Annotated in this window: 12 protein-coding genes; all 12 read left to right on the plus strand. The window is 69.9% G+C overall.

Annotated features, from left to right (window positions below; all coding sequences use genetic code 11):
- The first annotated feature begins 8 nt into the window (after positions 1–8).
- Positions 9–1,445: a pilus assembly protein TadG-related protein gene (locus DY262_RS13720; protein ID WP_116959604.1), complete on the plus strand. Its 1,437-nt coding sequence runs from the start codon at positions 9–11 to the stop codon at positions 1,443–1,445.
- Positions 1,442–2,293, plus strand: a complete 852-nt coding sequence (locus DY262_RS13725; RefSeq protein WP_116959605.1) for a hypothetical protein — start codon at positions 1,442–1,444, stop codon at positions 2,291–2,293. Before DY262_RS13720 ends, DY262_RS13725 begins: the two co-directional genes overlap by 4 nt.
- 58 nt (positions 2,294–2,351) lie before the next feature.
- The gene (locus DY262_RS13730) at positions 2,352–3,098 is read left to right on the plus strand and encodes a hypothetical protein (protein WP_147326236.1); all 747 of its coding nucleotides are present in this window, start codon (positions 2,352–2,354) and stop codon (positions 3,096–3,098) included.
- Positions 3,095–3,298, plus strand: a complete 204-nt coding sequence (locus DY262_RS13735) for a hypothetical protein (protein ID WP_245980979.1) — start codon at positions 3,095–3,097, stop codon at positions 3,296–3,298. Before DY262_RS13730 ends, DY262_RS13735 begins: the two co-directional genes overlap by 4 nt.
- A gap of 13 nt (positions 3,299–3,311) precedes the next feature.
- Positions 3,312–4,205 carry a Flp pilus assembly protein CpaB gene (gene cpaB, locus DY262_RS13740; protein WP_116959608.1) on the plus strand — a complete coding sequence of 298 codons (894 nt, stop codon included), beginning with the start codon at positions 3,312–3,314 and terminating at the stop codon, positions 4,203–4,205.
- Between the two features lie 230 nt (positions 4,206–4,435).
- The gene (locus DY262_RS13745) at positions 4,436–6,031 is read left to right on the plus strand and encodes a pilus assembly protein N-terminal domain-containing protein (RefSeq protein ID WP_245980981.1); all 1,596 of its coding nucleotides are present in this window, start codon (positions 4,436–4,438) and stop codon (positions 6,029–6,031) included.
- Between the two features lie 20 nt (positions 6,032–6,051).
- Positions 6,052–7,740, plus strand: a complete 1,689-nt coding sequence (locus DY262_RS13750; RefSeq protein WP_116959610.1) for a TadA family conjugal transfer-associated ATPase — start codon at positions 6,052–6,054, stop codon at positions 7,738–7,740.
- A gap of 5 nt (positions 7,741–7,745) precedes the next feature.
- On the plus strand, positions 7,746–8,600 hold the full coding sequence (locus DY262_RS13755) for a type II secretion system F family protein (protein ID WP_116959611.1): 855 nt from the start codon (positions 7,746–7,748) through the stop codon (positions 8,598–8,600).
- A gap of 12 nt (positions 8,601–8,612) precedes the next feature.
- Positions 8,613–9,527, plus strand: coding sequence for a type II secretion system F family protein (locus DY262_RS13760; RefSeq protein ID WP_245980983.1), 915 nt, complete (start codon positions 8,613–8,615; stop codon positions 9,525–9,527).
- Between the two features lie 10 nt (positions 9,528–9,537).
- Entirely contained in the window at positions 9,538–9,942 is a 405-nt protein-coding gene (locus DY262_RS13765; RefSeq protein WP_116959612.1) for a DUF192 domain-containing protein, read from the plus strand.
- Positions 9,943–9,992: 50 nt separating this feature from the next.
- Positions 9,993–10,889 carry a TadE/TadG family type IV pilus assembly protein gene (locus tag DY262_RS13770; RefSeq protein WP_116959613.1) on the plus strand — a complete coding sequence of 299 codons (897 nt, stop codon included), beginning with the start codon at positions 9,993–9,995 and terminating at the stop codon, positions 10,887–10,889.
- Positions 10,886–11,092, plus strand: a 207-nt coding sequence (locus DY262_RS21905) for a hypothetical protein (RefSeq protein WP_220377563.1), incomplete at its 3' end; no start/stop codon positions are given. The genes DY262_RS13770 and DY262_RS21905, both read left to right, overlap by 4 nt.

The raw sequence follows: 11,092 nt of genomic DNA on the forward strand, positions 1-11,092 counted from the left end.
CTGAAACCATGCCAGCCGCCCTTCGCCCGCTGCGCGGGCCGGGCTTGAGCGGGGGGAGCGCCATCAGGGCCCGGCAACAGGGCCAGGCGCTGGTGTACGGCCTGTTCGTCCTCATCGGCGGGCTCGCCGCGCTGTTCTTCCTGTTCAACACCGGTCAACTCACGCGCGAGAAAACCAAGCTCGTCAACACGGCCGATGCCGTGGCCTACAGCGCTGGCGTGATGAACGCGCGCGCGCTCAATTTCGTGGCCTACACCAACCGGGCTCTCATCGCCAACGAGGTCACCATCGCGCAGCTGGTCAGCCTGTCGTCGTGGGCGCAGTACGTGCAGACCCATGCCGAGAGCACGGCGCGCCTGGGTTGCGAGGTGCCGCAGTACGCCGAGCCCACGGTCAAGGGCATGGTCGAGTACGCCCCGGTCTGCGTGGGCCTGTTCTACGCCAATGCCACCGGCGCGGTCGAAGCCGCCGCGCAAGCGGTGCAACTCGTCACGGAGGTCGCGGTCCTGCCCGCCGAAGCGGCCAAGCTCGCATTGCAGGCCTCCCAGGCCGCGATGGCGGTGGCCCTGCCGGCGGTGCGCCAGACGGTGATGGACGAAGTGGCGCAGGCCAACTACGCCGGCGATGGCGACGTCGTGGTCGACGCCGTGCCGCTGAAGGACGGGTTCGCTGACTTCGATGGCCAGCCGTTTCTGCACCGCTACAGCGGTGACGAACGCGAGCGCTTCAAGCAAGCCACCCTATCGGCCACGGGCCTCGATCCTTTCGTGCCCTCGCGAAGCTGGCGCAGCGAGGCCCGCGCGCCCACCTGCGTCGACTTCGGGCCGCACGTCGATCACGTCCAGCGCGCGGGCGGCACCACCTTGGTGGGCTACGACGAATGGCGGGCCCTGGACACGGTTTCCATGTGGCGCTATCGCTTGCGCGGCCGTTGGCTTCCGCGTTGCCGCAGCGGCGAAGACCCCTTGGGTGACGGCGTCCAGGCGGCCGGCGACGGGTCTGGCGGGAACGGCGATGCGCCGGGCGCGCGTGTCAACCCGCGCGCCACGGCGATGGCCTCGTCCAGCGACTGGCACTACAGCGGCCTGCCGAGCTTCTACGCGTTGTCGGCCGCCGCGCTGTCCCGCGGCGCCGGGTCGAGCCCGCTCGATCCACGGCTGGACTTCGCGGTGCGGGTCACGCGCAACGCGGCCCAGACGCGCACCTCCGACGGGCGTTCGCCGCTGCGGTCTTCGCAGCGCCTGAACCGCTACTCAGGCCAGCCCGCCCGGGGGCTCTACGCGGGCGTATCGGCGTCGCAGGTGCATTTCGAGAGGCCATCGCCGCGCGCCGATGGCCAGGCCGAACTGGCGAGTCTCTTCAATCCGTATTGGCAGGTGCGCCTGATCGATGCCGCGCCGTATGTGGCGATGGCAAGGGCCCGACAGGGTGTCACGACACCATGAGCGGCATCCTTCCCCTGATCTGCGCGTCCGGAACGCTGGCGCCCCGTTCCCGATTCCGTCGGCGGCGTGCGCACCCTCAGCAAGGCCAGGCATTGACCGAGTTCCTCGTCGTCGCTCTGGCGCTGGTGCCGCTGTTCCTGTTGATGCCGCTCATCGGCAAGTACCAGGACATCGCGCACAGCACGCAAATGGCCGCGCGCTACACGGCCTTCGCGGCAACGGTGCGCAACGACGCGGTGGGCCGCTTCGTGCCCGAGGCCCAACTGGCCGACGAGGTGCGCCGCCGCTTCTTCGGCAACCTGCAGGCACCCATCAAGACCCACGACGCCGCGGATGAGGTCGACGCCCATCGCAACCCCCTCTGGCGCCGTCCCGACGGCAAGGCCCTGATCCCGTCCTTCGGCGCCGTGGCCCTGGGTTTTGGCCGCCAACAGGGCAGCGCGCACGCCGACGGCTTTGCCGCCGCCAGCGACGGCGACGCGTTCCCGCTGCGTGGCCCGCTGTCGCTCGCCAGCCGCGGCATCTACACCACCCAGGTGCGCGTTGCGCTGGCCGATATGCCGGCGGGCTTGCGGGCCTACGAACCCTTCGACCGCCTCGGCCTTGCCATGGTCCGCAGCACGAGCCTGCTGATCGACCCCTGGACGGGGCGAGGCCCTGCCGAGGTTCAGGCCAAGCTGAGTGACCCCTTTGTCTTTCCGGGCGGCGTATTGCGTGGGGCGTCGCCGGCCGTCGAGCCGGTCGTGGAGGCGGTCGAACTGCCCGGGGGATTGAAGGCACCTCGGCTCGGCCGACTCGATTTCTGGCAGGACGCGGTGCCACCGGATCGCCTGGGGCCGCAGCCATGAGCGCCGGGCCGTTCCCAGGGCGCCCAGCCCCGCGGCGCGCCGCACGGAGGCTTGTCCAATGAACACAAGACCGTCAACGCACAAGGTGCGGCATCTGGCTGTGGCCATCGGCGGGTGTGCGGTGCTGCTGGGCGTCCCTGCGCGGGCCGAGCGCGTCTGGCCGGTGATCGATCTGCCGGCGCACGCGCAGAGCTGGTCGCTCGGCGACGCGCTTGAGGTCGGGGGGGTGCCCATGCGGATCCGTGGCTTTCTATCGGACCGCCCCCGCGACGAGGTGGCGCGCTCCCTGCGGCAGGGCCTGGGTCGGCCGATGGTCGAAAGCCGCGTGGGCGACAAGCTGATCCTGGGCCGCGCCGACGGTGGCTTCTACCTCACGGTGCAGTTGGAGAGCGTGGCCGGTGGCACGCGCGCGTGGGTGGCGGTCAGCGACCTGGAGAGCGCTGCTCGGTACCGCGAGCGGGCCCAGAGCCATGCACAGGCCTGGCTGCAGCGCCTGCCGGCCGACTCGCGCATCCTGAGCCAGACCGCGTCGCGCGATGGCCAACGGCTGTCGAGCCAACTGGTCTACAGCAACGGCGCGGGCGCGGCGCTCAATGGCCGGGCCCTGACGGCCTTGATGCAGGAGGACGGTCTGCAACTGCAGCATGAAGCCGCGGCCGACGCAGCCCCTCATGTGGCCCCGGATGGCCGTGTGATGTGGTTCAAGGGCGCGGGCAAGGAGGCCACGGCGGTCATCGGCCGCCTGCCGGACGGCCGCGCCAGCGTGGTGCTCAACACCGTCACGGCCCTGGAGGCGATGCCGTGATTCCCTCCCGCTCCGCCCCTGTGCGGGCCGGTGGCGCCGCACGCGGCCAGGCCAGCCTGGAGTACGTGGTCGTCTGCCTCGCGCTGGCGCTGGCCCTGGGCATCGGCCTGTGGAACGACCAGAGCGTGCTCTGGCAGCTGCTCGATGCCTTGCGCGTGGCCTACCAGCGGTTCGCCTACGCGCTGTCCCTGCCCACCTGAGCCCTTGCTTTCGATGAAACCTTCCTTCGCCCTGTCCGCCCTGCGGCCCAACAAGACCTGGATCGTGCTGGGTGTCGCCCTGGCCATCGGCCTGCTCGCGGCGCTCGGCGCGCGCAGCTACCTGTTCAACCAGCTGGCCGAGATCGAGGCGCGCGGCAAGGGTCGCATGGTCGATCTCGTGGTGGCCAAGGTCGACCTCGCCAAAGGGCAGCGCCTGTCCAGCGACAACCTGGCGGTGCGTCCCATCCCGGCCGACTATGCGCACAGCCTGGCGCTGACGCCCGAGCAGTTCGATCGCGCAGAGGGCCGGGCGCTGGCCTACGACGTGAAAGGCGGCGAGGCGGTTCTGTGGAGCATGGTCGAAGGCAGCAAGGTGCCCACCTTCTCGGCGCGCGTCGCCGCGGGCCATCGCGCCATCACCGTGCCGGTGGACGAAATCAACTCCATCTCCGGGCTGCTGGAGCCGGGCGACCGGATCGATCTGCTGGTCAGCATCGAGCGCCAGGGCCGCCAGAGCACCTTCACGCTGTTGCAGGGCATCGAGGTCATGGCCACCGGCCAGCGCTCGGTGGACGACCCCAAGAGCGGCGAGCGGCGCCTGTACTCCACCGTGACGCTGGACGCCGACCCGCAGCAGGCGCGCAACATCACCGTGGCGCGCGAGGCCGGCAGGCTCACGGCGCTGCTGCGCAACCCGCAGGACAAGGCCCCCACCCCCGGCGCCGCATTCGACCTTGCGGCCTGGTTGGGCGGCACCCCCGCCTCTCCCGCCGCCGACGTGCCGGTGCTGTACGGCGGGCGTGGCGCCAAGCTGCCGCCCGAAGGACTGCGCCTGGACCCTCGTGGCACGCCGGCACCGGCCAGGGGTCGCTTCGAGGCGAACAACGCGGCCGACACGGCGCCATGAGGACTCCAATGCCCCCACCTTTCTCTTTCCTACACACGCGGCCGTGGCGCGCCCTGTGGCTGGCCCTGGCAAGTGGCTTGCTGCTGGCGCCGGCCCACGCCATCGACTCCGCCGCCGCCACCGCTCCTGCAGCGGGTGGGGTCGTCAATGGCTACGCGCCCATTCTCAAACCGTCTGCCGATGCCAGGGCCCGTCGATCCGCGGGCGCATCGGCCCGGCCCTATGCCCCGGTGAAAAATGCCGACGACGACGGCCAGATCGCCGAAATCGAGATGTTCACCGGCGAATCGCGCGTGTTCCCCGCGCCCGGCGTGGCGCGCATCGCGGTGGGCAACGGGGCCATCCTCACGGCCGCCGCGCTGGACGACAAAGAGGTGATCCTGTTCGCCAACGGTGTGGGCACCTCGTCGTTGTTCCTCTGGCATGCCGACGGGCGCTACCAGCGCATCAAGATCAATATCGTCGCGGGCGACCTGAGCCGCGTGGCGCGCGAGGTGGCGGCCTTCCTGTCCACCATTCCCAAGGCGCGCGCCTCGGTGATCGGCGACAAGGTGATCGTCGAAGGCGAACAGCTGAGCGACGTCGATCTCGCCAAGATCGACGCCCTGGCCAAGACCTATCCGCAGATCGTCAACTTCACCAACCGGCTCGGCTGGGAGCAGATGGTGCTGCTGGACGTCAAGGTGGTCGAGTTCCCCGTCGACGAGCTGCGCGAGATCGGCCTGAAGTGGTCCGCCGCCGGCGGTGCGGCCCTTGGCGGCATCTGGGCGCCGGCCGGCCGGGGCCATGGCCCTTACCAGATCAACGTCCCGGCCGGCACGGGTGGCCTGCCCATCACCAACGCCGACGGCACCACCACCGGCATTCCACTGCCGAGCGGCCTGACGCTGATGAGCGCCCTCAACGCGGGCCTGGGTGCGCAACTGAACCTGCTGGCGCAGAGCGGCCGCAGCACCGTGTTGGCCGAGCCGCAGCTGTCCGCGCGCAATGGCGCCAAGGCCAGTTTCCTGGCCGGTGGCGAGTACCCGTACACCGTGTCCACGGTGAACGGACCCTCGGTGCTGTTCAAGCCCTATGGGGTCAAGCTCGACATCCAGCCCCGCGTGGACGCCAGTGGGGTGATCCGCGCCACCGTCGAGACCGAGGTCAGCCAGATCGATCCATCGGTCTCCACCCCGTCGGGGCCGGCCTTGCTCTCGCGCAAGACCAGCACCGAGTTCAACGTCCGCGATGGCCAGACCATCGTGCTCAGCGGCCTCATCCAACGCGAACAGGCCACCAGCATCGACAAGGTGCCGCTGCTGGGCGACCTCCCCGTGCTGGGCGCGCTGTTTCGCTCCCAACGCTTCCAGAACAAGGAAACCGAGCTTGTCATCTTCGTCACGCCGACCGTTGTCGACGCGCATTCACCCGGGCTGCTCGACCGTGCGCAGAAGATCAACGAACGCTTGCAGCAGCGGCTCGGCGAACCGCCTCACCTGAGCGAGCCCTTGCAGCCGGGTCACGAGCCGGCGCAGGCGGCCGTCGTGGGCGACGGCGCTGGCGCGGCACTTCCCGAACCCCCCCAGCCAACGGCCACCGTGGGCGCCGCGTTGACGCTGGGGCAGCTGCCTTTGAGCGATGTCGAGCTGTGGGCCGGCGCGGACGGGGCCGTGCTGAGGCTCACGCCGGACATCAACGCGTCCGTGCTGGTGCGCCTGCGGCGCGGAGAGCCGGTGCGTGCCCTGGACCTGGCGCCGCGCGGCCGGTGGCTGGCCGTGCAGGCGGGCGAACGCCGGGGGTGGGTCGCCTCGAACGGACTTTCGTTGGCGGCGCCGGTTCGCTGAATCCGAGCGGAGAACAGCACATGTTGCAGATCGACATCGAATCCGCGGACGGCGCCACGAGCCGTCTGCAAGCACCCGACGAGAGCGTGATCGGCAAAGGCGCCCACAACGAGGTGCGCTTGGAGGGCTGGCGCATTGGCAAGGAGCACGCGCGCCTGTTCGCCACGCCGTCGGGGGTCTGGCTGGAGGACCTGGGGGCCTTCGGCGGTGTGATCGTCAATGGCCGGCGCATCGCCGGACAGCACGGCCCGCTGCGGCCGGACGACGTGATCGGCATCGGGCCATACAAACTCCGCGTGACGCCGGTCCCCCCGGCGGCGAATCCCGCGCAGGCCTCGTCGGTGCCTGCGGCCTTGCCGCCCCAGGCCGCGGCCTTGCCCTCGCCCGAGGAGGGCAGTTCCTGCTTGGCAGAGCGGCAGCGGGAGTTCGAGTGGCGCCGCCGACTGCACGGCAAGCTGATCGAAACCATGGACCTGCGCCGCCACGACGTGTCCTCCATGAGCGACGAGCGGCTGCGCCAGGAGACCGCGGGCCTGGTGCGGCAGCTCCTCGCCGAGCTCGACGGCGACATTCCGCCGGGTATCGACCGCTCGCAGCTCTGCCAGCAGGTGCTCGACGAAGCGGTCGGCCTGGGGCCGTTGGAAGCGCTGCTGGCCGATGAGGGCGTGACCGAGATCATGGTCAACCGCCACGACGAGATCTACGTCGAGCGGGCAGGGCGCTTGTTGCGGCACCCGCTGAGCTTCACCGGCGACCGCGCGGTGATGGGCGTGATCGAGCGCATCGTCGCGCCGCTGGGGCGGCGCATCGACGAATCCTCGCCCATGGTTGACGCTCGCCTGAAGGACGGCTCGCGCGTCAACGCCGTCATCCCGCCGCTCGCGCTCAAGGGCCCTTGCCTGACCATCCGCAAGTTCGCCAAGCACAAGCTCACCGCCGCCGACCTCGTGCGCTTTGGCTCGATCAGCGCCGAGATGGCGGCCTTCCTCGAGGTCTGCGTGGTGGCGCGCAAGAACATCGTCGTCTCGGGCGGCACCGGCTCGGGCAAGACCACGCTGCTCAACATCCTGTCCAACTTCATTCCATCGGGCGAACGCATCGTCACCGTGGAAGACGCCGCAGAGCTCAAGCTGCACCACGAGCACCTGATCAGCCTGGAGTCCCGGCCGGCCAACGTGGAGGGCAAGGGGGCCGTGCCGATCCGCGAGCTGGTGCGCAACACCCTGCGCATGCGGCCGGACCGCATCGTCGTCGGTGAATGCCGAGGCGGCGAGACCCTGGACATGCTGCAGGCGATGAACACGGGCCACGACGGCTCGCTGACCACGCTGCACGCCAACGCGCCGCGCGATGCGCTGGCGCGACTGGAGACGATGGTGCTGATGGCGGGCATGGACCTGCCGCTGGCGGCGATCCGCGAGCAGGTGTCCTCCGCGGTGCACCTGATCGTGCAGCAGACGCGGTTTGCCTGCGGCACGCGCCGGGTCACCAGCGTCACCGAGGTCTGCGGCATGGAGAGCGGCAAGGTGCAGCTGCAGGAGTTGTTCCGCTTCCAGCCGCAGGGCTATGGGGGACCCGACGGCAAGATGCGTGGCCACTTCTGCGGCTGCGACATGGTGCCCACGTTCTACGAAGAGCTGCGGGCCATGGGGCAGTCGCTGGACCTGAACATCTTCAAGCCCGTGCCAGCGCCGGTGCTGGAGGCCTGATCGCCATGGGCTCGGTCTTGTTGTGGGTCGTGGTGGTGGTCGCCGTCTCGGCCGCGCTGCTGGCCTGGTTCGCGATCGACCTGGGCACCGTGTCGCTGCAGCGCTACCGCGCGGCCTTCACCGAACGCACCCGCTTCCAGGCGCAGGAGTTTTTTCTGTTCATCGCGCCGCAGAAATTGTTCGCGGCCAACCTCGCGGTCATGGCGCTGGGGGCCTTGGCCACCTGGCTGCTCACCGGCAGCGCGCTGCTCGCGCTGCCGGCGTTCTTTGCCCTGGCGCTGCTGCCGCGCTGGGTCTACGCGAGGATGCGCCGGCGCCGCCTGCGCCAGTTCGAGGCGCAGTTGCCCGACGCGCTCATGATGCTCAGCGGGGGCATGCGGGCCGGCGTTGGCCTGAGCTCGGGCCTGCAGCAGCTCGTCGCCGAGAGCGCGCCGCCGCTGGCCCAGGAGTTCGCGCTGCTGCTGCGCGAGCAGCGCCTGGGCGTCACGCTGGAACAGAGCCTCGCCAACCTGGCCCGGCGTGTGCCCACGCAGACCACCACGCTGGTGGTGTCGGCCATGCGCATCGCCACCACCACCGGCGGTGGTCTGGCCGAGACGCTGGAGCGCACCGCGCACACCATCCGGGCGCGCTTGCAGATGGAGGGAAAGATCGAGGCCCTCACCGCGCAAGGCAAATTGCAGGCCTGGGTGGTGGGCCTGTTGCCGCTGCTGCTGATGCTCGTGCTCAACAAGATGGAGCCCGAAGCCATGGCCCTGCTGTGGCACACGCCGCTGGGTTGGGCGACGCTGGGTGTCATCGCCTTCCTTGAGGTGATGGGCGTGGTGGTGATCCGCAAGATCATCGCGATCGACGTCTGAGGTGGTCCCGCGATGCAGACCTCTTTCCTGATGCAGGACCCGGGGCTTGTGCTGACGCTGCTCGCGCTGGGGTTCATGGTGCCCGTGGCGCTGCTGGCCTGGTTGCTCGGCCGGGCGGTCGCGCAGGTGCCCGAAGAGGATCGGCAGTACAAGGACGCGCCGCCGCTGGGGTTCCGGCTGGCGTGGTGGCCGATCCAATGGATCAGCCACTACCTGGAGCCGCTGTTGCCGGTCAGCACGCGAGAGGCGTTGGCGAGGCGCCTGCGCAAAGGCGGTCTGGACTACACCCTGGCGCCAGCGCAGTTCGTTGCGTCGCGCGGCGTGTGTGCGCTGCTGTCGGCGGCCTTGGCCGCCTGGGGCGCGAATGCCTTGGCCCCAACCCACGCCGGCGCATGGCTGCAGGCCCTGCCCCTGGCCGCACTGATGGGCTGGGCCTACCCGGCGCTGTGGCTGGGCGACCGGCTCAAGGCGCGCCAGAAGGAGCTGCTCAGGACCTTGCCCTTCTTCCTCGACGTCATCACGCTGTGCGTGGAGGCGGGGCTCAACCTGCAGGGCGCCATGACCCAGGCCGTGGCCAAGGGCCCCGTGGGGGTGTTGCGCGACGAGCTCCAGCGCGTGCTGCGCGACATCCGCGCCGGCAAGGCGCGAGCAGAGGCTTTGCGCGCGATGGCGCAGCGCCTGGACGAACCCGCCGTGGGCCATTGGGTGGTCTCCGTGATCCAGGCCGAAAGCATGGGCATGAGCCTGGGTCCCGTGCTGCGGGTCCAGGCCGATCAGCGCCGCAGCGAGCGCTTTCTGCGCGCCGAGAAACTCGCGATGGAGGCCCCGGTGAAGATGCTCTTCCCGCTGCTGGCGTTCATCTTTCCTTGCACTTTCATCGTCTTGTTTTTCCCGATCGCGATGAAGTTCATGCATTCGGGACTGTGAAAGCGGGGACATGACGCACCACCGACACACCCGCGACGCTGTCTTGCACACCGCCACGGGAGAGTATTCCCTGCGCGTGCGCGTCGCCGACACCTTCCTGTCGCGCTTGCGCGGGCTCATGTTCGCGCCACCCTTGCCCGCCAACGAAGCACTGCTGCTGATGCGCTGCGCCAGTGTGCACACCGGCTTCATGCGCTGCCCCGTCGATGTGCTGTACCTGGAGGCTTCGGGTGTGGTCGCACGCTGCGTGGCTGGCCTGCGGCCGTGGCACCTGAGCCTTGGGGGCTTCATGGCGGAAGCCCGCGGCCGGCACACGCTGGAGCTGGCCGAAGGCAGCATCCATCGGTTCGGCGTGCGTCGCGGTGACCGGCTCGAGCACGGCCTGTTCCGAGGCGCCCCTGGCGTGCGCCGATGACTCGCCCACCCGGTCACCTCCGTCGCCGCGCACGGCAGCATGGCTCGGCCATGATCGAGTTCGCCGTGGTCGGCCCCGTGCTCACGCTGCTCGGTCTGGCGCTGCTGCAGTACGGCCTGCTGTTCTTCGCCAAGAACGGTTTCAACCACGCGGCCTTCATGGCCGCGCGCGCCGGTGCGGTGGGCAACGCCAGCCTGAGCAGCGTGCAGCAGGCTTACGTGCGAGCGCTGGTGCCGCTGTACGGCGGCGGCCGCAACAGCGCCGAACTGGCCGAAGCCTACGCCCGGGCCCAGGCCGATGTGAACGGGCACCTGCGCATCGAGCTGCTCAACCCGACCCCGGAGAGCTTCGACGACTGGAACGATCCCGCGCTGCAGCGGACGCTGGGCCAGGGCCGCCGCGTCATTCCCAACGGCAACCAGGCGTTCAAGAACCCGGACGACATCAGAAACCGATCCGGGCAGAACATCCACGACGCCAACCTCATCAAGCTGCGTTTCACGCAGGGCTATGCCCCCCAGGTACCGCTGGTGCGTCAGCTCTACAGCCAGTACCTGAAATGGCGGGACCCTGGGACCGACGCCTTTCACTCCCAGCTGGTGGCGCAGGGCCGCATTCCGGTCGTGACCCACGTGACGTTGCAGATGCAGTCGGACGCCATTGAGCCGGATCAACCGGTGTCCATGCCGGGGCGGGGCAACAGCGGCCACCCTGGTGATCCTGGTGATCCTGGTGATGCGGGTGATGCGGGTGACCCGCCGGTGGTGGACATACCACCGCCGGACTGCTCTGGCAGCGGTTGCGCGGCCGACAGCTCGCCCACCAATCCCACCACCACGCCGGACGCGCCGTCTTGCGGTGGCGCGCAACCAACCCAGCCCATCACGCCTTGGTCCGTGTTCGCCACCGTCGGCTTGGGTTCGTCGCCATCCACTGCGTCGCCATGAGCTTCATCCTCTCGACCCTGTTGCGCGCGACGTCCGATCGACAAGCCCCGGCGCGGGCCCTGTGGGTTCGCCCGGCGCTCGCCGTGGCGCTTCTCCTGTCCGCGCCGCTTGCCCAAGCCGCCTGCGACCCCAGCATCAGCTGCTGCGCCGGTGCCCCCAGCACCGGCAGCCCCTGCGGTGGCGCTGGCGTGGCCACCCTGGGC

Origin of the sequence: Hydrogenophaga borbori (assembly GCF_003417535.1) — a bacterium.
GTDB classification, from domain to species: domain Bacteria; phylum Pseudomonadota; class Gammaproteobacteria; order Burkholderiales; family Burkholderiaceae_C; genus Hydrogenophaga; species Hydrogenophaga borbori.

Excerpts from the sequence above, each read along its gene's own strand:
- DY262_RS13720 (WP_116959604.1), top strand. The coding sequence starts at position 9 with ATGCCAGCCGCCCTTCGCCCGCTGCGCGGGCCGGGCTTGAGCGGGGGG.
- DY262_RS13725 (WP_116959605.1), top strand. The coding sequence starts at position 1,442 with ATGAGCGGCATCCTTCCCCTGATCTGCGCGTCCGGAACGCTGGCGCCC.
- DY262_RS13730 (WP_147326236.1), top strand. The coding sequence starts at position 2,352 with ATGAACACAAGACCGTCAACGCACAAGGTGCGGCATCTGGCTGTGGCC.
- cpaB (WP_116959608.1), top strand. The coding sequence starts at position 3,312 with ATGAAACCTTCCTTCGCCCTGTCCGCCCTGCGGCCCAACAAGACCTGG.
- DY262_RS13750 (WP_116959610.1), top strand. The coding sequence starts at position 6,052 with ATGTTGCAGATCGACATCGAATCCGCGGACGGCGCCACGAGCCGTCTG.
- DY262_RS13755 (WP_116959611.1), top strand. The coding sequence starts at position 7,746 with ATGGGCTCGGTCTTGTTGTGGGTCGTGGTGGTGGTCGCCGTCTCGGCC.
- DY262_RS13760 (WP_245980983.1), top strand. The coding sequence starts at position 8,613 with ATGCAGACCTCTTTCCTGATGCAGGACCCGGGGCTTGTGCTGACGCTG.
- DY262_RS13765 (WP_116959612.1), top strand. The coding sequence starts at position 9,538 with ATGACGCACCACCGACACACCCGCGACGCTGTCTTGCACACCGCCACG.
- DY262_RS13770 (WP_116959613.1), top strand. The coding sequence starts at position 9,993 with ATGATCGAGTTCGCCGTGGTCGGCCCCGTGCTCACGCTGCTCGGTCTG.